The following is a 21,811-nucleotide window of genomic DNA, read 5'->3' on the forward strand; positions in this document are numbered from 1 at the left end:
CATTCACCATTGATGTCGACTGATGGATCGCTTTCGCGAGCAGGCTCGCTCCCACAGGGGGCTGATGTGGTTTTGAGGGCTGTGTTTGTCAGCTGCTTTCCATTGACGAGACCTTTGCTATGGAACACCAACCTCTGACTCATCCGGTCGCCGCCGCTCCCGTGCGTGCCAATCGGGGTGTTTCGCCGACGGCGCGTGCGTGGTTTTTCCTCTCGCCCTCGATGCTGTTTCTGGGCGTGCTGATTGCCGCCAGCCTGCTGGTACTGCGCATGAGCGTGGGCACCAAAGGCGCAGAGTGGACCGGGTTCAGCCTGGCCAGTTATGCCCAATTGCTCGAACCCTATTACCTCAAATCCTTGCTGCTGACCCTGCGTCTGGCGCTGATCAGCGCGGTGATTGCGGTGTTGCTGGCGATCCCGGTGGCCTACACCATGTCGCGCCTGACCTCGCCGTTCGTGCGACGGATCTTCCTCGCGGCGGTGCTGCTGCCGTTGCTGGTCAACCTGCTGCTGCAAAGCTACGGCTGGCTGGTGATTCTCGGCCCTGGCGGCATGCTCAATCAGGCACTGATGGGCCTGGGCCTGATCAAGCGACCGATCATGCTGCTCTACAACCAGAACGGCGTGTTGATGGGCCTGGTGCAAACCGCGTTCCCGTTGGCCGTGCTGCCGATTGCCAGCGCCATGCGCGGCGTCGCCCGCACTTACGAAGAAGCCGCCGCCACCCTGGGGGCAAGTCGCTTCCAGGTGTTCCGCCAGGTGGTGCTGCCGATGAGCATGCCGGGGATCATCACCGGCGCGACGTTGGTGTTTGCCTACAACGCCAGCAGTTTTGTGGTGCCGTTGTTGCTCGGCGGTCGGCGCGTGCCGATGCTGGCGGTGATGGTGCATGACCAGATCGCCCCGCTGATGAACTGGCCCGCCGCGTCCGCTGCCGGTGTGGTGCTGATTGTCACCACGCTGGCGATCATGACCTTGTCCGAATTCATCACTGGCCGTCGTCGGCGCATGCTGGAGGCTTCCCAATGAGCACGTTGACCAAGAAACGTTATGGGCTGCTGCCCGGTGAGACCGGCAAGTTTGCCGGCATTCTCTCTGGCTTCATCCTGCTGCTGGCGGTGTTGCCGATCCTGACCATGATCGTCATGTCGTTCAGCGGCGCATCGAACCTCGACTTCCCGCCGAGCAGTTACAGCCTGCAATGGTACAAGGCGGCCTGGCACACCTTTGTGTCGCCCGATGCCAGCGATGTGCTGAGCCTGGGCAAAGCCATGACCACCAGCCTGATGGTGGCGTGCCTGACCATGGTCTTCGCCACCATTGTGGCGGTGCCGGCGGCTTACGCGCTGACCCGTTGCGAGTTCCGTGGCAAGGCCGTGGCGCTGCAACTGATGTCGCTGCCGCTGGTGTTTCCGATGGTGGTGTTGGGCCTGGCATTGCTGCTGGTGTTCGACAGCCTGCCGTTCCAGATGACCACCTCGCGGCTGGTGATTGCCCACGTGATCCTGGCCCTGCCGTTCGTGGTGAAGAACTGCACCGCCGCGATGCTCTCCATCGGCAGCGAAGTCGAAGAGGCCGCGCAAATGCTTGGCGCTTCACCGCTGCGGGCGATTATCGATGTGGTGGTGCCGTTGATGAAGTCGGGGATTCTGGCGGGCATGCTGCTGGCGTTCATCGTCTCGTTCAACGAATTCACCGTGACCTATTTCCTCTACACCATCGATGTGATGACCGTGCCGATCTGGATGTACAGCCGCACCGTGTCGTCGCTCGACCCCACCGTATTTTCGTTTGCCGTGCTGATCGTGCTGATCGACTTCGTCCTGATCTGGGCGCTGGAGAAGCTGGTCGGTGAAGGTGGCGTTTCGTTCTGATTCTTGAGGTGATTTATGTCTGGTCTGATTCTGGAAAACGTCGAGAAACATTACGGCTCGGCCTGCGCGGTAAAGGATGTAAACCTGCATTTGCCGGAAGGCAAACTGGTGTGTTTCCTCGGCCCGTCGGGCTGCGGTAAAACCACCCTGCTGCGGATGATCGCCGGGCTTGAGACCCTGAGCGGCGGCGAAATTCGCCTGGACGGTGAAGACATCGGCCACACCCCGGCGCATCAGCGCAACTTCGGCATGGTGTTCCAGTCCCTGGCGCTGTTCCCGCACATGACGGTGGGGGAGAACATCGCCTATCCGCTGAAACTGCGCGGGGTCAGCAAGGCTGATCAGCAGGCGCGGGTGGTGGAGTTGCTGGAATTGATTCAGCTGAGCGAGATGATTGATCGCCCGGTGGCCAAACTCTCCGGCGGTCAACGCCAGCGCGTGGCGATTGCCCGGGCGATTGCCAACCACCCGAAAATCCTCCTGCTGGATGAACCGCTGTCGGCGCTCGACGCCAAGCTGCGCGAATCGATGCAGGTGGAAATTCGTCAGCTGCAACAGCGCCTGAACATCACCACGATCATGGTGACCCACGACCAGCGGGAAGCCATGACCATGGCCGATATCGTGGTGGTGCTGGGTGAGCATCGGGTGCAGCAGGTGGGGTCGCCGATTGAAATCTACCGGCACCCGGCCAACGAATTTGTCGCCGACTTTATCGGCTCGGGCAACATCTTCCCCGCCACGGCGCTGGGCAACGGCAAGGTCGGGTTGCCGGGAGGCGCCGCGCTGGAAGTGCCGATTTGCAGCAGCATTGTGGTGGGGGAGAAGGTGAAGATGCTGATTCGTCCTGAAGACCTGCAACTGTCGCACCCGCAGGCCACGGCGGGAAATCGGTTGCTCGGTACGGTGACGTTCGTGCGCGATATCGGCGCGACGATTGAAACGACGGTGGAGTGTTCCGGGGTTTCATTTACGGCGCTGAGCACGCCGTGTCAGGGGTTTGGGTTGAGCATTGGCAACCCGGTGTCGGTGACCTTGCCGGCTGAGGCGTGCCGCGTACTCGGCGCCTGACACTAGAATTGGGTTGGCTGTACTGGCCCCATCGCGAGCAGGCTCGCTCCCACAGTGGATCTCCTGTGAACACAGAATTTGTGAACACCCCAGATCAAATGTGGGAGCGAGCCTGCTCGCGATAGGGCCGGCAAAACCAGCACAAAAATCAGATCAAACCGACAACCGCAACCGCGCCAGATCCCTTAACGGCGGTGCCCCAAACAACCGGCTATATTCCCGGCTGAATTGCGACGGGCTTTCATACCCCACCCGATACCCCGCCGCCGAAGCCTCAAGCCCTTCGGCCAGCATCAACCGCCGCGCTTCCTGCAAGCGCAGTTGCTTCTGATACTGCAGCGGACTCATTGCTGTCATCGCCTTGAACCGGTGATGCAACGTCGAGACGCTCAGGTTCACTTCCTTCGCCAGATCATCGATGCGCAACGGTTGCTCATAGTTGCCGTTAAGCCACTTGATCGCCTGGCTGATGCGGTGGCTCTGGCTATTAGCAATCGCAATCTCATACAGCCGATGGCCCTGCTGACTGCGCAACAACCGATAAAGAATCTCCCGGCGAATCAGCGGTGCGAGCATGGCGATGTCTTTCGGGGTATCGAGCAAACGCGCCAGACGCAACACCGCGTCGAGCATCGCCGTATCGATCCGTTCGACATATAAGCCGCGTCCGGTGGGACGGGTCGGTACGCCCAAAGGGCCGGCGTCGGCAATCAGCGCGGTGATTTCAGCCGGATCAATATCCAGTCGCACCGCGAGAATCGGTTCTTGCGACGTGACGTTCACCACCCGCCCGCTCAACGGCATCGAAACCGACACCACCAGGTAATTCAGCGGGTCGTAATTAAAGTATTCGTCGGCCAGCCTGACCTCTTTTCGCCCCTGCGCCATGATGCACAGCGCGGGTTGGGCCAGCACTGGGGCAAATTCATGGGACTTGCAGTGTTTGGACATGAACAGCGAGCCGACGGCAGTGGCATAAGTGCCATCATCCGTGGTGTTGCGCCGGATGATAGTGGCCAGTTCAGCGCGCTGTTTCTCCATGTCGGCATCCAGCGGGGCTTGAAAGTGATCGAACGACGACATGCCGGGCATCCTCGTTGAGGCGTTGGTAATGAGGCCAGCTTAAGTTTGTGCAAGACAGAGCGGTAGACACATCCTGCCTCAAGCTTGCCTGATTCTGCATCGAGTGGATCAGCGGTGCCTCTATGGCTGCTGCAACTCAGGGAAACTTGCTTGAAAGCCGAGTTTTGTTGGTACGAACGCTTTTACAGGTTGTTACAGGTTTATCGAAACGCCGCGCAGGATTGTGCAACAAGCCGGCAGGAATCGACTAACCGCGCTTCCCCCTGCGCGCTTAACCTTTGATCCTGTCGCAGCCCGTCCCCCGGCTGCCACTCGACTCCCTGGGAGGGTTGAACATGTCTACGCAGATCCCCGTCAGTCACATGGCTTTTGTTCGTGCCCGCGCCGGGCGTTCGGCAGAACTCGGTGCGCGCCTGAGCGCCTTGATCGAGCCGTCCCGCAGCGCGCCGGGTTGCCTGAGTTTTTCCCTGCAGCATTCGCAATGCGATCCGGAGTTGTGGCTGGTGTCCGGTTTCTGGGCGAATCAGCAAGCGATGACGGCCTATTTCGGCACCCCGGCGATGGAGATTTTCGCCGAGCTGGTGCAGGAGTTGGTGGTCAACAGCCTGGATTTTCATACCTTCAAGGACGTGTCGGCCGACCAGGCGCGGGGGCAGTCCGGGTCGTGGGTACACAAAATGGCGGGTTGAGGGTTTAATGGCTGCATTCTCAATCAGCCAGGATCCGCGACATGGCACGTAAAGCCTTTGATCATTTCGAAGCTGTTTCCGCTGTAGTACCGGGCGAGGGGGGTTACCACGCCGCGATCGCCGTCAAAGCCATCGGTGGCACCGGAGCGCCACGTTTTCACAAAGTACTTGAAGGGCAAATCTTCAAGACGGCCAACGAGGCTGATCTGGCCGCAGCCAAAGAGCTGACCCGCCTCAAAGACGTCAAAGAAGACGCCGACCTGCTCTGGTAATCACTTGACCGCCCCCGGGCGCCACATTTTGAACAATGCCTCTGGCCCCAGCTGAAAGTAATCCGCTGGCCCGCCGCCGCGCAGAATCGGTTCTGCCGCGGCGGTGTCGTACACCCCGTCTTTCAACAGCCACTTGGCGATATGCACGGCGACCACTTCGCCCAGAATCAGCCAGCTCGGCACCACGTTCCCGTCCGCCCGCTGCAACTGAATGATCTGCGTGACCTTGCACTCGAAGGACACCGGGCTTTCGGCGACCCGTGGCACTTGAATGACTTTCGAGGCGACCGGGGTCAGGCCAGACAGCTCGAACTCGTTGACCTCGGGCGGGACCATGGCGCAGCTCTGGTTCATCTGCTCGGCCAGTGGCCGGGTGGCCAGGTTCCAGGCGAACTCGCCCGTCTGCTCGATGTTGTTCAGGCTGTCTTTACGGCCGACGCTGGAAAACCCGATGATCGGCGGAATGTAATTGAAGGCGTTGAAGAAGCTGTAAGGCGCCAGGTTCAAGCGGCCGTTGGCGTCTTGGGAGGAAATCCAGCCGATAGGGCGCGGGCCGACGATGGCGTTGAACGGGTCATGCGGCAGGCCGTGGCCGTTGGCGGGTTCGTAGAAGTGGATGTCGTCGGGCATGGCATATATTCCGGGAGGCTCGGGAGGCAGTCATGGTGCAAGGACGAACGGATAATTTCCAGCGATGAGATTCAAATATGGGAGCGAGCCTGCTCGCGGTAGCGGTGTGTCAGTCAGCCAATGTGTAGCTGATACGCCGCTATCGCGAGCAGGCTCGCTCCCACAGGGTTTTGTGTGTCGGTTGCAAACAAAAGGGGCAGACCCGTTAAGGTCTGCCCCTGTTTTTATTGCGCGGGCTGACTCAGTCCGTCTCGATCCGCGAATGCTTGCGGGTGTCTTTCATGGTGATGTACACCAGCAACGACACGGCAATACACGCCGTCACGTACCAGTAGTAACCGGTTTCCATGCCGATGCTCTTGAACCACAGTGCGATGTATTCAGCGGTGCCGCCGAAGATTGATACGGTCAGCGCATACGGTAGGCCGACGCCCAGTGCACGGATTTCGGTCGGGAACAGTTCGGCTTTCACCACCGCGTTGATCGAGGTGTAGCCGCTGACGATGATCAGCGCCGCCATGATCAGGAAGAACGCGCCCCACCAGGATTGAATGGTGTGCAGGGTGGTGAGGATCGGCACGGTGAACAGCGTCCCGAGCACGCCGAAGGCGATCAGGATCGGACGGCGACCGACTTTATCCGACAAGCCGCCGATGATCGGTTGCAGGCACATGAACAGGAACAGCGTGGCGGCGGAAATGGTGGTGGAGTCGGAGATGCTCATGCCGACGGTGTTCACCAGGTATTTCTGCATGTACGTGGTGTAGGTGTAGAACGCCAGGGTGCCGCCCATGGTCAGGCCGACCACGGTCATCAGTTCCTTGGGGTGGCGCATCAAGGTGCGCATTGCGCTTTCCTTGGCCTTTTCTTTCTTGGTGAACGACTCGGTTTCTTCCATGCCACGACGCAGGTACAGCGCGACCACGGCACACAGCGCGCCGATGGCGAACGGGATGCGCCAGCCCCAGGCGTACAGCTCTTCGGTGGTCAGGACTTGTTGCAGCACGATCAACACCGCCAAGGCGATGAGCTGACCCGAAATCAGGGTCACGTACTGGAAGCTGGAGTAGAAGCCGCGACGATCCTTGGTCGCCATCTCGCTGAGGTAGGTGGCCGAGGTGCCGTACTCGCCACCGACCGACAGGCCTTGCAGCAGGCGGGCGAAAATCAGCAGGATCGGTGCGCCGATGCCGATGGTTTCATAACCGGGGCTCAGGGCAATCAGCAGCGAGCCGAAACACATCAGGTACACCGAAGCCATCAATGCTTTCTTGCGACCGGCCTTGTCGGCGTACAGGCCCATCAGCCAGCCACCGATCGGGCGCATCAGGAAGCCCACGGCGAAGATCGCGGCGGTGTTGAGCAGTTGTGCGGTGGTGTCGCCTTTGGGAAAAAAGGCCTTGGCGAAATACAGGGAGAAGGCAGCGTAGACGTACCAGTCGTACCACTCGACCATGTTGCCGACAGAGCCGCTGAAGATCGACTTGATGCGACTGGCGGTGGTTCTTTCTTTGGCGGGCACGGCAGCCGACCCAAGGGGCAGGGCGTTGGAGTTATCCATTGAAGGATCCTTCGTTTAATTGTTTTTGTGGAGCGCGTTGAAACGCAGCCTGCATGGGCTATAGCAGGAGGTGTGCCAGATCAAGGAGGGCTGGTTTAGAGGGGTTGCGGGGATTGGGTGAGCGGAAATCCGCTTATGCCGGGCTGGGCGTGAGCGGAAAATTGCTTATCAGGCTCGTGGATGTGCGTTGTTTGCATTGGCCTCTTCGCGGGCAAGCCTCGCTCCTACGGTATTTGTGTCGCTCGACAATATTGCAAACGACGCAAACCCTGTAGGAGCGAGGCTTGCCCGCGAAGGGGGCCGTTCAGGCACTACGAGAACATCTCCCGAGTCAGCCCATGCCGCTGCATCTTTTCATTGAAGGTCCGGCGCGGCAGTTGCAGTTCTTCAAGTACTGCTTTCACGTCGCCCTTGTGCCGGGTCAGCGCCGCGCGCAGGCAATGCGCTTCGAACGCTTCGGCCTGCGCCGCCAGCGACTGGCCGGGATCGATGCCGACCGGTTCCGGCTCGCCCTTGCATTGGCCCCTTCGCGGGCAAGCCTCGCTCCTACGGTATTTGTGTCGCTCGACAATATTGCAAACGACGCAAACCCTGTAGGAGCGAGGCTTGCCCGCGAAGGGGGCCGTTCAGGCACTACGAGAACATCTCCCGACTCAGCCCATGCCGCTGCATTTTTTCATTGAAGGTCCGGCGCGGCAGTTGCAGTTCTTCAAGTACCGCTTTCACGTCGCCCTTGTGCCGGGTCAGCGCCGCGCGCAGGCAATGCGCTTCGAACGCTTCGGCCTGCGCCGCCAGCGACTGGCCGGGATCGATGCCGACCGGTTCCGGCTCGCCCTTGCATTGGCCTCTTCGCGGGCAAGCCTCGCTCCTACGGTATTTGTGTCGCTCGACAATATTGCAAACGACGCAAACCCTGTAGGAGCGAGGCTTGCCCGCGAAGGGGGCCGTTCAGGCACTACGAGAACATCTCCCGAGTCAGCCCATGCCGCTGCATCTTTTCATTGAAGGTCCGGCGCGGCAGTTGCAGTTCTTCAAGTACAGCTTTCACGTCGCCCTTGTGCCGGGTCAACGCCGCGCGCAGGCAATGCGCTTCGAACGCTTCGGCCTGCGCCGCCAGCGACTGGCCGGGATCGATGCCGACCGGTTCCGGCTCGCCCTTGCAGTGGCCTCTTCGCGGGCAAGCCTCGCTCCTACGGTATTTGTGTCGCTCGACAATATTGCAAACGACGCAAACCCTGTAGGAGCGAGGCTTGCCCGCGAAGAGGGCCGTTCAGGCACTACGAGAACATCTCCCGAGTCAGCCCATGCCGCTGCATCTTTTCATTGAAGGTCCGGCGCGGCAGTTGCAGTTCTTCAAGTACCGCTTTCACGTCGCCCTTGTGCCGGGTCAGCGCCGCGCGCAGGCAATGCGCTTCGAACGCTTCGGCCTGCGCCGCCAGCGACTGGCCGGGATCGATGCCGACCGGTTCCGGCTCGCCCAGCCCCAGCACCTGACGTTCGGCCACGTTTGCCAATTCGCGCACATTGCCCGGCCAGTCGTGGCTCAGCAGATGGCTCAACTGCGGGCCGCTCAACGGTGGAAACGTGCGGCCCAAACGTTCGGCGGCCTTCTGCGCAAACGATTCGAACAACAACGGAATGTCTTCACGTCGCTCGCGCAAGGGCGGCAGGCGCAACTCAGCGACGTTCAAGCGATACGCCAGGTCCTCGCGAAAACGCCCGGCCCGTGCCTCGTCCAGCAGATCAGGCTTGGTCGCGGCGATGATCCGCAAATCCACGCGAATGCTCTGATTCGACCCCAACCGCTCAAGCTTCTGCTCCTGCAACACCCGCAGCAATTTCACCTGCTGGGCGAGGGGCATGCTTTCGATTTCATCGAGAAACAGCGTGCCGCCATCGGCGTATTCAAGCTTGCCGATACGTTTACCCGAGGCGCCGGTGAACGCGCCGCTCTCATGGCCGAACAATTCCGCCTCGAACAGCTGCTCGGGAATCGCCGCGCAATTGAGCGCCACGAAGGGTTTGTCCGCGCGCGGCCCGAAGTCGTGCAGGCAGCGGGCAACCAACTCTTTGCCGCTGCCGGTTTCACCACGGATCAACACGTTGACCGGCAACGCCGCCAGATCCAGCACCTGTCGGCGCAACGTCTGCAAGCCGCGTGACACGCCCAGTAGCGTCGCGTCGAGTTTGGCGCGGTTGTCCGCCAGCTCGTGCAGCGCGCGGTTTTCCAGCACCAGCCGGCGCTTGTCCAGCGCCCTGCGCAAGCTGCTCAGCAGGGTTTCCGGGCTAAAGGGTTTTTCAAGAAAGTCGTAGGCACCATCGCGCATGGCTTCGACCGCCATCGGCACATCGCCATGGCCGGTCAGCAGAATCACCGGCAAGTCGGCATCACGACGCTGAACCTCGGCCAGCAACTCAAGGCCGGTCATGCCGGGCATGCGCACGTCGCTGAGGATCACGCCCGGGAAGTGCCCCGGCAATTGCGCCAGGCACTCATCGGCGCGGCTGAACAGTTGCACCTCGAAACCCGACAGGCTCAGCCATTGCTCGACGGCGCTGCGAATGCTGCTTTCGTCGTCGACCACCATCACGGAATTCAGCATGGACTGTGGGCCTCCAGGTCGATGGGTAAAGTCACGGTGAACACGGCGCCGTTGGCATGATTGTCGGCGCTCAGGCGACCGCCCGATTCGTGCACGATGGCAAACGATACCGCCAAGCCAAGGCCCAGGCCATCACCCACCGGTTTGGTGGTGAAGAACGGATCGAACACGTTCGGCAGATGCTCTTCGGCGATGCCGCCGCCATTGTCGGTGACGGTCAGGCGCCAGAGTTGCTCGTCGGCTTCGAGGCGGATTTCCAGGCGTTTGCAGGGTTTGTCCTGCATCGCGTCCAAGGCATTGCGCAGCAGATTGATCAACACCTGTTCCAGACGAATCGCATCACCGCGCACCCACGCCGGACGCGTCAGGTGCAGCACGGTGCTGACCTGCTCATCACGCAGGCGCGCGTCGAGCAATTGCAGCGATTGGTCCACCACCGCTGCCAGGTCCAGACGTTCGCGCAAGCCGCTGGGGCTTTTGCGGGCGAAGGTTTTCAGGTGGCCGGTGAGGGCGGCCATGCGCGTCAGCATGTCGTCCACCGGTTTCAACGCCTTGTAGGCATCGTCGACCCGACCGTGATCGAGCAGCAGACGCAAGGTGGCCAGTTGCATGCGCTGGGCGGTCAGTGGCTGATTGATTTCATGGGCGAGGGCGGCGGACATCTGGCCGAGGGCCGCGAGTTTGGCCGATTGCACCAGACCGTCCTGAGCCGTGCGCAGGTCGCGGGTGCGCTCTTCGACCAATTGTTCGAGTTCTTCACGGCTGCGCTGGCGCATTTTCGCCAGGCGCCAGCGCTGGTTGAGGAACAGCAACAGAAACACCAGCGCCAGCCACAGCCCGGCAGCGGCGAGTGCGGCGTTGCGGCTGTCTTCGAAGGCGACGTGCGGGCGGCGCAGCAGGTGCAGAGTCCAGCCTTCCGTGCTCAGCGGCAGTGATTCCCAGAGGTAATTGGCCGTGCCATCAGGACCGACGACCCGCGCCAGATCGCTGTTGTCGTCAAAGCGCTGCAGCGATTGGTAGTCCAGCGGGGTCAGCGGTTGTTTGTCGTATTGGCGGGTGGCCTTGAGCTCGGCGTGATCGCTGTCGCTCAAGGGTTTCAACGAGCGGTAGCGCCAGCCCGGCTGGTTGGCGATGAAGATAATGCCGCGTGCGTCGCTGACCAGCAGCGTGTCGCTGCCCTGACGCCATTCGCGCTCCAGTTCCGGAAACTCAAGCTTCACCACCATCGCGCCGAGGAACTCGCCGGCGTCGCTGGTGACCGCGCTGGACAGGAAATAGCCCGGAATGCCGCTGGTCACCCCCACCGCATAAAAACGCCCGGTGCCCTGGGTGCGGGTCTGGCTGAAGTAGGGGCGGAAACCATAGTTGTGGCCGACGTAACTGCTGGGCAAGCGCCAATTGCTGGCCGCCACGGCGAGGCCGGTGCGGTCGAGCAGTTCCAGGGTCGAGGACTGCGCGGCGCCGTTGATTTTTTCCAGTTTGCGGTTCAACGCGTCCTGTTGTTCCGCCGTGACCTGACCGTTGAGCGCAGCGCGCAACTCCGGGTCCAGCGCCAGCACGGCGGGCAGGGCGCGGTAGCGATCAATCAGGGTGTGCAGGGAATTGGCGTAGAGCGCCAGTTGCTGATTGGCCCGCGCAGCGTCCTCGACCAGCGCCTGGCGTTCGGTGTGACGCAGGGCAATTCCGGCCGCCAGTGCGGCACCGACGAAGATAAGGAGGGTGTATAGAGTTATGCGCAAAGAGCGAGAAGACTCAAGCATGCCGGGGATTACACAAGTGTGCGGAGGGCGCGAACCATATCACGACGGTGTTAAGCATTCCCACGCTGAAATCCACCGCCTTTTGACATAGATATATAAAGCAAATAAAAAAGGCGGCAAGAGCATAGCTCCTGTCGCCTTTTTTTTTCGTCGTCGACGCGCTTATTGCACTTCGACCGCCAAGCTTTCACTGATCTTTTTCTGCCAGATGGCAGGACCGGTGATGTGTACCGACTCGCCCTTGCTGTCTACTGCAACAGTCACCGGCATGTCTTTGACGTCGAACTCGTAGATCGCTTCCATGCCCAGTTCGGCGAATGCCACGACACGGGATTTCTTGATCGCTTGCGCCACCAGGTAAGCCGCGCCGCCCACTGCCATCAGGTACACGGCTTTGTGGTCCTTGATCGCTTCGATCGCGGTCGGGCCGCGCTCGGATTTGCCGATCATGCCCAACAGGCCGGTTTGCTCGAGGATCTGACGGGTGAACTTGTCCATCCGCGTGGCGGTGGTCGGACCGGCAGGGCCCACCACTTCTTCGCGCACCGGATCAACCGGGCCGACGTAGTAGATGAAGCGACCTTTCAGATCGACCGGCAGGGTTTCACCTTTGTTCAGCATCTCGACCATGCGCTTGTGCGCGGCGTCGCGACCGGTGAGCATCTTGCCGTTGAGCAGGACGGTTTCGCCCGGCTTCCAGCTCTGCACGTCTTCCGGGGTCAGGGTGTCGAGGTTGACGCGACGGGCCGACGGGCCGGCTTCCCAGACGATTTCCGGGTAGGCGTCCAGCGGTGGCGCTTCCAGGGTCGCCGGGCCGGAGCCATCCAATACGAAGTGCGCGTGACGGGTGGCGGCGCAGTTCGGGATCATGCACACCGGCAGCGAAGCGGCGTGGGTCGGGTAATCCATGATCTTCACGTCGAGTACGGTGGTCAGGCCACCGAGGCCCTGGGCGCCGATGCCCAGTTGGTTGACCTTCTCGAACAGTTCCAGGCGCATCTCTTCGATGCGATTGGATGGGCCGCGCTTTTTCAGCTCGTGAATGTCGATGGATTCCATCAACACTTCCTTGGCCATCACGGCGGCTTTCTCGGCGGTGCCGCCGATGCCGATGCCGAGCATGCCCGGTGGGCACCAGCCGGCGCCCATTTCCGGAACGGTCTTCAATACCCAGTCGACGATCGAGTCGGACGGGTTGAGCATGGCCATTTTCGACTTGTTCTCGGAGCCGCCGCCCTTGGCTGCCACGTCCACTTCCACGGTGTTACCCGGAACGATGGAGTAGTGGATAACGGCCGGGGTGTTGTCCTTGGTGTTTTTACGAGCGCCCGCCGGGTCGGCGAGGATCGAGGCACGCAGGACGTTTTCCGGCAGGTTGTAAGCCCGGCGCACGCCTTCGTTGATCATGTCGTCCAGGCCCATGGTGGCGCCATCCCAACGCACGTCCATGCCCACGCGGACGAAGACGGTGACGATGCCGGTGTCCTGGCAGATCGGGCGGTGGCCGGTGGCACACATGCGCGAGTTGATCAGGATTTGCGCCATCGAATCACGAGCTGCCGGCGATTCTTCGCGCAGGTAGGCCTCGTGCATCGCCTGGATGAAGTCAACGGGGTGGTAATAGGAAATGAACTGCAGGGCGTCGGCAACGCTCTGAATCAGGTCGTCTTGCTTGATCACGGTCATGAGTCGCGCTCCTCTAAAAGACGGGAACATTCAATAGCTCTTCGAGCCAGCTTCAAGCTTTGAGCTACAAGCGGCAAGTAAGGGCAGTGTGTGTACTGCTTTGAGCTTGCTGCTTGGAGCTTGCAACTTGAAGCTGGCTCGAAGAGTCAGGGCACGCCGGGGCTGCTGGCGCGACGCTAAAAAGGCGCGGCAGTATACCGCGCCTCGGTTCCGGGCACACCCGCCGAAAGTCAATCTTGCGGCAGGCGGATTTATCTGGGGTGTGGGGATTTAGCGAAACGTCGCCCCGCCCCGTTGGGTGGCGAAGCCGCCCCCGATAGCTACACCTCGGTGAGACAGGTATACCCCGTGTGTCGGATGGGCGATTGCTTCGCAGTCGAACGGGGATAAATCCCCTCGCCACAGGCAAGCTCCCTCGCCGCAGGTTTTGTGTCATTCAGGGACATGCTTTTGACGCCAGTTTTCTGCCCCGAAAATTGAATGGTCATTTATCAGACACCCCACTAAAGTGGCATTCGGTCTGTAGAGTAGGACACTCGATCAGCCTCCTTTCGCACGGTGAGTCAACGATTGACCCATAACGCCATCCAACGGCTTTTGCTCAAACGCTTCGCCCTCGCAGCCGGCACCTACGCCCTGGCTTTGGTCTTGCTGTGGATGGCGTTTTTCACCGGGCATTACGATGAGCCGCTGACCAGCGTGGCCATCGGCAGCGCGCTGGTGGTGATCACCCAGGGGACGTTGTTCGCGGTGTTTTACAGCGGCTGCAACCTGCGCTTTTCCGACCCGAGCCTGACCGAAGCACAAGTATTGATGGGCCTGGGGTGGCAGACATGGCTGGTTGCCAATCTGGATGAGGCGCGCGGCGCGTTCCTGGTGTTCTACCTGCTGATCATGTTGTTCGGGCTGTTCCATCTTTCACGCCGTGCGTTTGTGCGCTGTGCCCTGTTGGTGTTTTTCAGTTTCAGTGCGATCACGCTATGGGAGGGCTACCACTTCCAGTTGCACGACCCGGCGCTGGCCGCGTTGCAGGTGTGCGTGCTGTTTATCGTGTTGGTGTGGCTGGAGCTTTATGCCCGTTACGTCCAGGCCTCGCGTCAACGTATGCGCCAACGACGGTTTGCCTTGCAGGCGCACCAAGACACCCTGCGCGGGATGATGCGCCAGCTCGAAGACCTGGTCGCCACCGACGAACTGACCGGGCTGTTCAACCGCCGGCATTTCCTGCGCCTGGCTTCCCGCGAGCTGAACGCGATGGAGGCGGGCGTGGTGCACGGCCTGGCGTTGATCGACCTCGACCACTTCAAACGCATCAATGACGTTCATGGCCACGCTGCTGGCGACCAGGTGCTGCAAGCCTTTGCCGGCGTGGCCACCGCCTGCCTGCGAGAGGGCGATGTGTTGGCCCGTTATGGTGGCGAAGAGTTCGTGGTGTTGCTGCCCGACTGCAACGCCGAACGCCTGACCTCTTGTTGCGAGCGGCTGCGCATCGCCTTTACCGATGTCGAGTTGATCGGACTCAACGTCGCCCACCTCAGTTTGTCCGCCGGCATGACGTTGCTGGAGTTGGGCGATGATCTCGACGACGCCTTGCAGCGCGCCGACCAGGCGCTCTACCGCGCCAAGCGTGACGGGCGCAATCGCTGCGCGGCGGCGTGGGAGAACGTCGATGCCTGAGTTGCGCGTCGGCGAGCGCCATTGGTCCGTGGCCCCGGGCAGCAACCTGCTCGATGCCCTGAATCAGAACGGCGTGGCCGTGCCCTACAGTTGTCGCGCCGGCAGTTGCCATGCGTGCCTGGTGCAATGCGTTCAAGGCTTGCCCAGCGACAGCCGTCCCGATGCCTTGAGCGCTGAACAGCGTCAGCAAGGTTGGCGTCTGGCGTGTCAGTGCCAGGTGGTCGAGGACTTGCAGGTGCATGCCTTCGATCCACACGTCGACGGCCGCCCCGCGCAAGTCGCCGCCGTTGATTGGTTGAGCACCAGCGTATTGCGGTTGCGCCTGACCACCGAGCGACCGTTACGCTACAGCGCCGGGCAGCATCTGGTGTTGTGGGCGGGCAACGTGGCACGGCCCTACTCCTTGGCGAGCCTGCCGGAAGAGGACCGCTTTTTGGAGTTCCACCTCGATTGCCGGCAGCGGGGTGAATTCAGCGACGCGGCCCGTCAGCTGAAAATCGGCGACCCGATCCGCCTCGGCGAACTGCGTGGCGGAGCGTTGCAATATGACCCGGACTGGAGCACTCGACCGCTGTGGCTGATGGCGGCCGGTACGGGACTGGGGCCGTTGTTCGGTGTGTTGCGCGAAGCGTTGCGTCAAGATCACCAAGGCGCCATCCGCGTCATTCACCTCGCCCATGACGCCAGCGAGCATTACCTGGCCAAGCCCCTGCAAGCCATGGCCGATGTACGTGAAAACCTCAGCATTGAATGCTGGACCCCGGCCGAGTTGCCGCAAGCGTTGGCGCAACTGCGGCTTGTTTCCCGGCAAACCCTGGCCTTAGTCTGCGGAGCCCCCGACAGTGTCGACGCCTTTGCCCGGCGTTTGTACCTGGCCGGACTGCCGCGCAACCAACTGCTGGCGGATGTCTTTGTTCCCCGTGGTTGAGCGCTGATCGTTTAACGACGCGAGACTCGCCATGACCGATGCCATCCAGCTTGAACGCGAACGCGGCCTGCTGACCCTGCGCCTGAACCGCCCCGACAAGAAAAACGCCCTGACCCGCGCCATGTACAGCCACTTGGCCGACGCGCTGAAACAGGCCGACACCGACCCCGACATCAACGCCGTGCTGATCACCGGCAGTGCCGAGTGCTTCACAGCCGGCAACGACATCGCCGATTTCATCCAGCAACCGCCGAGCAACCTCGACAGCCCGGTGTTCCACTTCATGCTCAACCTGCTGGAATGCCGCAAACCGGTGATCGCCGCCGTGGCGGGCGCGGCGGTGGGGATCGGCACGACGCTGTTGCTGCATTGCGATCTGGTGTATGTCAGCCGTGATGCGCGGTTGCGCATGCCGTTCGTGAACCTCGGGTTGTGCCCGGAGTTTGGTTCGAGCCTGATCCTGCCGCGATTGCTCGGGCATGCCAAAGCAGCGGAGCTGTTGCTGTTGGGTGAAGGGTTTAGCGGTGAGCAGGCTGCGGCGTGGGGCATTGCCACCGAAGCGTTGGGCAGTGGCGAAGCGGCGTTGGCCAAGGCGCGGGAGATGGCGTTGCGGTTTGAGTCATTGCCACCGGAAGCGGTGCGGATCAGCAAGCAATTGATGAAAGCGCCGGACCGGGAGCAGCTGCGCACAGTGATCGAAGAAGAGGGCGCGTTGTTCACCCAAAGGTTGCGCTCGCCTGAGGCGATGGCGGCATTGTCGGCTTTTATCAGCCGACACTGACATCGATCGTTCCCACGCAGATCGTGGGAGCGATCAACAAAAAGCCCCGCCATTCACATGGCGGGGCTTTTGCTTTTCAGCAGCCGATCACTCAGACCATCGGATCGCCAACGTGCAGGATTTTCATCCCGTTGGTGCCGCCGATGGTGTGGTAGCTGTCGCCCTTGGTCAGGATGACCCAGTCGCCTTTCTCGACAACGCCGCGCTTGAGCAACTCGTCGATCGCGGCCTGGCTGACTTGCTCAGGCGGCAGCGATGCCGGGTCGAACGGAACGGTGTAGACGCCACGGAACATCGCCGCGCGGGCCTGGGTTTCGCGGTGCGGGGAGAACGCGTAGATCGGCACCGAAGAACGGATGCGCGACATGATCAACGGCGTGTAGCCACTTTCGGTCAGGGCGATGATCGCCTTCACGCCCGGGAAGTGGTTGGCGGTGTACATGGCCGCCAGGGCGATGGACTGGTCGCAGCTTTCGAACACTTTGCCGATGCGGTGGCTGGAGGTCTTGCTGGTCGGATGCTTTTCCGCGCCGATGCAGATGCGCGCCATCGCTTGCACGGCTTCCAGCGGGTACAGGCCGGCAGCACTTTCCGCCGAGAGCATCACGGCGTCGGTGTAGTCGAGCACGGCGTTGGCTACGTCGGACACTTCGGCGCGGGTCGGCATCGGGTTCTGGATCATCGACTCCATCATCTGGGTCGCCACGATCACAGCCTTGTTGTGGCGGCGTGCGTGCAGAATGATCTTCTTCTGAATGCCCACCAGCTCGGCGTCGCCGATTTCCACACCGAGGTCACCACGGGCCACCATGACGGCGTCGGAGGCTTTGATCAGTGCATCGAGGGTGTCGTCGTCGGCCACGGCTTCGGCGCGTTCGATCTTCGCCACCAGCCAGGCCGTACCGCCGGCCTCGTCGCGCAGTTGACGGGCGTATTCCATGTCGGCAGCGTCGCGCGGGAAGGACACGGCGAGGTAGTCCACTTCCATCTCGGCGGCGAGCTTGATGTCGGCCTTGTCTTTCTCGGTCAGGGCCGGCGCCGTCAGGCCACCGCCGCGACGGTTGATGCCTTTATGGTCGGACAGCGGGCCGCCGATCAGTACGGTGCAGTTCAGTTCGGTGGCGGTGGCGGTATCGACGCGCATCACCACGCGGCCGTCGTCGAGCAGCAGCTCGTCGCCCACGCCGCAATCCTTGACCAGATCCGGGTAGTCGATGCCGACCACTTGCTGGTTGCCTTCGGTCAGAGGATGGCTGGTGGAGAAGGTGAATTGATCACCGATCTTCAGCTCGATCTTCTTGTTGGCGAATTTGGCGATCCGGATTTTCGGGCCTTGCAGGTCACCCAGCAGGGCCACGAAACGACCGTGCTTGGCCGCGAGGTCACGCACCAGCTTCGCGCGAGCCTTGTGCTCGTCGGGGGTGCCGTGGGAGAAGTTCAGGCGGGCGACGTCCAGGCCAGCCAGAATCAGCTGTTCGAGAACTTCCGGCGAGTTACTGGCCGGGCCAAGGGTAGCGACGATTTTGGTACGACGGACGGACATGCAAAGACTCCTGAGTTCAAGCGCTGAGTGAGGCTACTATGGTCAGCGGGTGTAGTCATTGTTCGTTTGCACTACTTTTTCGTTTGTTTCTTTAACCGAACATTCCTGAAGATTTCTGCTCACGGGTCGATACAGAGCTCAAGACAGGAGATCCCCCATGCGATTCGTGCTCATTGCCGCCCTTGCCCTCAGTGTGACGGGTTGCGCCCGTTGGTCTATGAACCATCATTTGAATAATGCCTACAGCGCTTACGATCGCGGCAATTGCGAGCAGGTGATGCTCGAATTGTCCAAAGTCGAACGCTCCAGCCGTGCGCGGCCTTATGTGTGGCCGGAAGTGTCGATGATGCGTGGCCAGTGCCTGGAACGGCAGAAGCTGTTCATCGATGCGGCGCAGACTTATCAGTTCATCATGGCGTCCTACCCGCAAAGCGAATACGCCTACCGCGCCCGCGCCCGTCTGGAAACCTTGCAGAGCCTGGGACATTACCCGACTCGCAGCGCCGCGGCCGCCGTGCGCCCGACGCGGTTCTGATTGCCGTTGTCGTGCAAAGGCTGGCCGCCCGGCGGTGGTGAGCTATAGTCGAATGGATCGGTTTTAGAGCCATGTCTCTAGACCGAGGTCATACCTGTGACCGGCAGCCGTAAGCGTCAGCGGATTCATGGACTGACGCACCGGGAACGGGGAGAGCGCGCCAGGCTTTTCAACAAAAGCAAAAACGGCACGTTCCGAAGCATTAGTGCGGCCCTGCTTAAGGGCCTTGCTGGGCCAACTGCGCATGTTTACCGACCGCCGGATCGAGCGGCATCAACTGCCGTATTTTCTGAAAGTATTCAACAGCGTCACCGACAAACCCATCGGCTTTCTGGGCAATGTGTCCGCCGACGGGCTGATGCTCATCAGCCAGTTGCCCATGATGGTGGGCGTCGACTTTGACCTGCGTTTGAAAATCCCCGCCAGCGACGGTTGCCAACAGGTCATTGACCTGACGGCCTGTTGTTTGTGGTGCCACGAAGACGAAACCCCCCACCATTACGACGCCGGGTTCAGCCTGCAACGGGCACCGCCGGAGTATGGGCAATTGGTGGAGGCGTTGACGCAGTACTTCAGTTTTCAGCCGATGCCGGCGTCTGCCTGAGTGTTGTGATGCATCGGCAATGGCCATCGCGAGCAGGCTCGCTCCCACAGGGGTATCGGCTGTCCATAAATTTTGTGGTCACTGAAAATCCCCTGTAGGAGCGAGCCTGCTCGCGATGACGTCAGCTCAGGCGCCTGATAATCAAGCTCAGGTCGTCTTGATCGCCTTTTCGTTATCCAGCGACCGCTCCACCAGCATCAACCCCAACTCACTCATCCGATAAATCGCCATCGCCAGATGCCGCGGCTTGTCGTCCAGACTTTCCGCCAGGTCGAGTAGCAGAATGCTGACCGTCGAGAATGTTTCGTAGGTCTCGATGGTCAAGGCTTCGGGGTTGGCATCAGGGACAACGGTGAACATCTTCATGGCGCGTTCCTCGGTGGTGCGTTCGTTAGCAAAGCACGATTTGGTTTTTTTTTGAGCGAGATGGTGGTTCAGCGCTTTTTGGGCGGCGGTATGAAGTTTTTTTGGATCGAAAGTGGCATAGGCTGAGCACGTAGGCTCGGAAGGGGCAGGTGTAGCCTTCGACATGGGGTTAACTCCTTATTGGATCGCTGATAAGTGGCTCTTCGCATTTAAGGGTGTAGAAAAAATCTGACCGGCTGGAAAAGGAGTCGAGGATCTTAGAAAATGTAAGCTCTCACACCAACAAAAACTAAGCCCCCGACGTGAACAATCTTACCTTTTCTAGCCCTGATCTTTCCAGCTTTTGCCAACTGAATAACCTCGGCCTGACTGCCACTGGACAACATCTTTGTGCAGAGCGCGCCGTCATCGAATGTCGTTTAACCAAAGCACCCGAGCCATGCCCCAAGTGCGGGGCTGCTGGTGTTTCACGCGGTACTGTCGATAGGCATCTTGCTCACACACCTTACGGACAACGACCAACCAGATTGCTGCTGCGTATCCGTCGCTGGCGTTGTGCTTGCGGCTGTTTCTGGCATGAAGATACAAACAGTGCAGCACCTCCACGTTCAAAGCTTTCATATGGGGCGATACGCTGGGCATTAGCTGCCATCGTGCTGGATCATCTGTCGGTATCTCGTGTTGCGAGCCAGCTTGATGTTGCATGGCACACCGCTAATAATGCCATTATCAACGAAGGACGGCGCCTGCTTTTTAATGACTCGACACGTTTTGACGGTGTGACCGTGCTGGGCGTGGATGAGCATGTTTGGCGACATACACGCTGTGGTGACAAGTACGTCACCATCGTGGTTGACCTTACGCCCGTGCGTAACAAAAACGGGCCGGCCCGCTTGCTCGATGTGCTGGAAGGCCGCTCCAAACAAGCCTTTAAGCAATGGCTACAGAGTCGCCCCAAATCGTGGCGTGACCAGATCGAAAGCATTGCCATGGACGGTTTTACGGGGTTTAAATCTGCAGCGCAAGAAGCCCTGCCTCAAGCCCAAACCGTGCTGGATCCTTTCCATGTCGTGCGCTGGGCAAGCAACATGCTGGATGAATGCCGCCGGCGTGTGCAACACGACATCCTGGGCCGCAGAGGGCGTAAAAATGACCCGCTCTACAAAAGCCGTCGAACGCTACTGACTCGGATCAGCTACCTGTCTGACGCCAACAAAAAGCAACTGTTCCAGCTGTTTGCAGATGAGCACCACCTCGAAGTGGATTGCACCTGGAGCATGTACCAACGGGTGGTCAGCGCCTACAACGAGCCGGATCGAAAACGTGGTAAAAAACTCATGGAAGAGGTCATAAATATCATTACAGCCAGCGACTTGCCCAAAGCGCTCATCGAGGTGAAAGGCTTGGGGGAAACGCTGAAAAAATACGCTGAGAGCATCCTTGCCTACTTCGACCGGCCAGGAACCAGCAACGGTCCAACAGAAGCTATCAACGGGCGACTTGAGCACTTACGAGGTACCGCCTTGGGCTTTAGAAATTTAACCAATTACATAGCCAGGTGCTTGCTGAAGTCAGGAGGGTTTAGAAATCAGCTACACCCTTAAATGCGAAGAGCCTGATAAGTAGCGATAGGAGAACCTTAATCGGGGTGACTCTCGCCCGAAGTCAGTCGGGGGCACCGCAGGTTGTAGGCAGAAGCAACTGATTATGTAGCCGTTGTACGGCTTCTTGTATATACGTGTAGGACCAGGGTGAATGCAGGCTTGGCCAATGGTCATGACCATTGGCCACAGCAAAGCGAGTCTCTCCACTCCGTCACTCTTCGCTTCGGGTAAAGGGACTATAAAGCGGGGATACCTATTCTCCTTTGAAGTCAGTTGACACAGAGAGAAGAGCCAACGAGATAAACTCTTGATTTTGATCCAGCGTTTCTAGTGCATCTCTTATGTGGCCAGCGACATCGCTCGCACCTTGCTTCTCAGCCCAGATAGTGAGCTCATCCATAGCCGCACCCAACGCTAGTTGGTTCTGGTTGATCTTGATTAGCACTGACGCGAATAGATATTTATCGTCCATGATTTATTCCTTGCTAGCTATTTGGTATTTCGGATTGTCATTGAAATTATTAACTTCAGCTTTGCTGCATTGC

General features: G+C 60.2%; 20 protein-coding genes and 3 pseudogenes. 11 read left to right on the forward strand and 12 right to left on the reverse strand.

Annotated elements, in window-relative coordinates; all coding sequences use genetic code 11:
• The first annotated feature begins 119 nt into the window (after positions 1–119).
• Genes BLU63_RS17430 through BLU63_RS17440 form a run of 3 tightly spaced genes read left to right on the forward strand, consistent with a single transcriptional unit; the run spans position 120 to position 2,944 of the window.
• Positions 120–1,028, forward strand: coding sequence for an ABC transporter permease (locus BLU63_RS17430; RefSeq protein ID WP_010457577.1), 909 nt, complete (start codon positions 120–122; stop codon positions 1,026–1,028).
• A complete protein-coding gene (locus BLU63_RS17435; protein ID WP_010457574.1) occupies positions 1,025–1,873 on the forward strand; it encodes an ABC transporter permease in 849 nt (282 codons plus the stop codon). Before BLU63_RS17430 ends, BLU63_RS17435 begins: the two co-directional genes overlap by 4 nt.
• A gap of 15 nt (positions 1,874–1,888) precedes the next feature.
• The gene (locus tag BLU63_RS17440; protein WP_010457573.1) at positions 1,889–2,944 is read left to right on the forward strand and encodes an ABC transporter ATP-binding protein; all 1,056 of its coding nucleotides are present in this window, start codon (positions 1,889–1,891) and stop codon (positions 2,942–2,944) included.
• A gap of 153 nt (positions 2,945–3,097) precedes the next feature.
• Here the strand turns inward: BLU63_RS17440 and BLU63_RS17445 are convergent, their stop codons facing one another.
• Positions 3,098–4,027, reverse strand: a complete 930-nt coding sequence (locus BLU63_RS17445) for an AraC family transcriptional regulator (protein ID WP_010457570.1) — start codon at positions 4,025–4,027, stop codon at positions 3,098–3,100.
• 335 nt (positions 4,028–4,362) lie between these two features.
• Here BLU63_RS17445 and BLU63_RS17450 point away from each other — a divergent pair, with 335 nt between their 5' ends.
• Both BLU63_RS17450 and BLU63_RS17455 read left to right on the forward strand, forming a co-directional pair.
• Positions 4,363–4,716, forward strand: coding sequence for a putative quinol monooxygenase (locus BLU63_RS17450; protein WP_010457568.1), 354 nt, complete (start codon positions 4,363–4,365; stop codon positions 4,714–4,716).
• Positions 4,717–4,757: 41 nt separating this feature from the next.
• A complete protein-coding gene (locus BLU63_RS17455) occupies positions 4,758–4,988 on the forward strand; it encodes a hypothetical protein (protein ID WP_083375873.1) in 231 nt (76 codons plus the stop codon).
• Here the strand turns inward: BLU63_RS17455 and BLU63_RS17460 are convergent, their stop codons facing one another.
• The 8 genes and pseudogenes from BLU63_RS17460 to BLU63_RS17495 all read right to left on the reverse strand — a co-directional run bounded on the left by BLU63_RS17460 (position 4,989) and on the right by BLU63_RS17495 (position 13,228).
• Positions 4,989–5,618, reverse strand: coding sequence for a flavin reductase family protein (locus BLU63_RS17460; RefSeq protein WP_010457564.1), 630 nt, complete (start codon positions 5,616–5,618; stop codon positions 4,989–4,991).
• A gap of 241 nt (positions 5,619–5,859) precedes the next feature.
• Positions 5,860–7,179 carry an MFS transporter gene (locus tag BLU63_RS17465; RefSeq protein WP_010457563.1) on the reverse strand — a complete coding sequence of 440 codons (1,320 nt, stop codon included), beginning with the start codon at positions 7,177–7,179 and terminating at the stop codon, positions 5,860–5,862.
• Positions 7,180–7,490: 311 nt separating this feature from the next.
• Positions 7,491–7,691 (reverse strand): annotated as a pseudogene (locus BLU63_RS17470) (helix-turn-helix domain-containing protein); the annotation flags it as partial.
• A 121-nt stretch (positions 7,692–7,812) separates the two neighbouring features.
• Positions 7,813–8,013 (reverse strand): annotated as a pseudogene (locus BLU63_RS17475) (helix-turn-helix domain-containing protein); the annotation flags it as partial.
• A 121-nt stretch (positions 8,014–8,134) separates the two neighbouring features.
• Positions 8,135–8,335 (reverse strand): annotated as a pseudogene (locus BLU63_RS17480) (helix-turn-helix domain-containing protein); the annotation flags it as partial.
• 121 nt (positions 8,336–8,456) lie between these two features.
• Positions 8,457–9,782 carry a sigma-54-dependent transcriptional regulator gene (locus BLU63_RS17485; RefSeq protein ID WP_083375877.1) on the reverse strand — a complete coding sequence of 442 codons (1,326 nt, stop codon included), beginning with the start codon at positions 9,780–9,782 and terminating at the stop codon, positions 8,457–8,459.
• Complete coding sequence (locus BLU63_RS17490) at positions 9,776–11,542, reverse strand: sensor histidine kinase (RefSeq protein ID WP_083375878.1); 1,767 nt, start codon at positions 11,540–11,542, stop codon at positions 9,776–9,778. The genes BLU63_RS17485 and BLU63_RS17490 overlap by 7 nt, the downstream gene beginning before the upstream one ends.
• Positions 11,543–11,704: 162 nt before the next feature.
• Entirely contained in the window at positions 11,705–13,228 is a 1,524-nt protein-coding gene (locus BLU63_RS17495) for a fumarate hydratase (RefSeq protein WP_010457560.1), read from the reverse strand.
• Positions 13,229–13,798: 570 nt separating this feature from the next.
• On the opposite strand from BLU63_RS17495, the gene BLU63_RS17500 reads away from it, so the two are divergent.
• The 3 genes from BLU63_RS17500 to BLU63_RS17510 are packed head-to-tail and all read left to right on the forward strand — an operon-like array spanning position 13,799 to position 16,614.
• Positions 13,799–14,905, forward strand: a complete 1,107-nt coding sequence (locus tag BLU63_RS17500) for a GGDEF domain-containing protein (protein ID WP_010457559.1) — start codon at positions 13,799–13,801, stop codon at positions 14,903–14,905.
• Positions 14,898–15,833 carry an iron-sulfur-binding ferredoxin reductase gene (locus BLU63_RS17505; RefSeq protein WP_010457558.1) on the forward strand — a complete coding sequence of 312 codons (936 nt, stop codon included), beginning with the start codon at positions 14,898–14,900 and terminating at the stop codon, positions 15,831–15,833. The genes BLU63_RS17500 and BLU63_RS17505 overlap by 8 nt, the downstream gene beginning before the upstream one ends.
• A 31-nt stretch (positions 15,834–15,864) precedes the next feature.
• The gene (locus tag BLU63_RS17510; RefSeq protein ID WP_010457557.1) at positions 15,865–16,614 is read left to right on the forward strand and encodes an enoyl-CoA hydratase-related protein; all 750 of its coding nucleotides are present in this window, start codon (positions 15,865–15,867) and stop codon (positions 16,612–16,614) included.
• A 91-nt stretch (positions 16,615–16,705) separates the two neighbouring features.
• Here BLU63_RS17510 and pyk read toward each other — a convergent pair whose 3' ends face one another.
• Positions 16,706–18,157 (reverse strand): pyruvate kinase, encoded by a 1,452-nt coding sequence (pyk, locus tag BLU63_RS17515; RefSeq protein WP_010457556.1) that lies wholly within the window; start codon positions 18,155–18,157, stop codon positions 16,706–16,708.
• 157 nt (positions 18,158–18,314) lie between these two features.
• On the opposite strand from pyk, the gene BLU63_RS17520 reads away from it, so the two are divergent.
• Both BLU63_RS17520 and BLU63_RS17525 read left to right on the forward strand, forming a co-directional pair.
• Complete coding sequence (locus BLU63_RS17520) at positions 18,315–18,692, forward strand: tetratricopeptide repeat protein (protein ID WP_010457555.1); 378 nt, start codon at positions 18,315–18,317, stop codon at positions 18,690–18,692.
• A 244-nt stretch (positions 18,693–18,936) separates the two neighbouring features.
• Positions 18,937–19,296 (forward strand): PilZ domain-containing protein, encoded by a 360-nt coding sequence (locus tag BLU63_RS17525; RefSeq protein ID WP_010457554.1) that lies wholly within the window; start codon positions 18,937–18,939, stop codon positions 19,294–19,296.
• Between the two features lie 147 nt (positions 19,297–19,443).
• On the opposite strand, the gene BLU63_RS33040 is transcribed toward BLU63_RS17525, so the two are convergent.
• Positions 19,444–19,827, reverse strand: a complete 384-nt coding sequence (locus BLU63_RS33040; protein WP_010457553.1) for a DUF6124 family protein — start codon at positions 19,825–19,827, stop codon at positions 19,444–19,446.
• Positions 19,828–19,964: 137 nt separating this feature from the next.
• On the opposite strand from BLU63_RS33040, the gene BLU63_RS17535 reads away from it, so the two are divergent.
• Positions 19,965–21,266 (forward strand): ISL3-like element IS1411 family transposase, encoded by a 1,302-nt coding sequence (locus BLU63_RS17535; protein WP_011920678.1) that lies wholly within the window; start codon positions 19,965–19,967, stop codon positions 21,264–21,266.
• 253 nt (positions 21,267–21,519) lie between these two features.
• Here the strand turns inward: BLU63_RS17535 and BLU63_RS17540 are convergent, their stop codons facing one another.
• Positions 21,520–21,738, reverse strand: a complete 219-nt coding sequence (locus BLU63_RS17540; RefSeq protein WP_010457552.1) for a hypothetical protein — start codon at positions 21,736–21,738, stop codon at positions 21,520–21,522.
• Between the last annotated feature and the right edge of the window lie 73 nt (positions 21,739–21,811).

It is taken from the genome of Pseudomonas mandelii, assembly GCF_900106065.1.
Lineage (GTDB): Bacteria > Pseudomonadota > Gammaproteobacteria > Pseudomonadales > Pseudomonadaceae > Aquipseudomonas > Aquipseudomonas mandelii.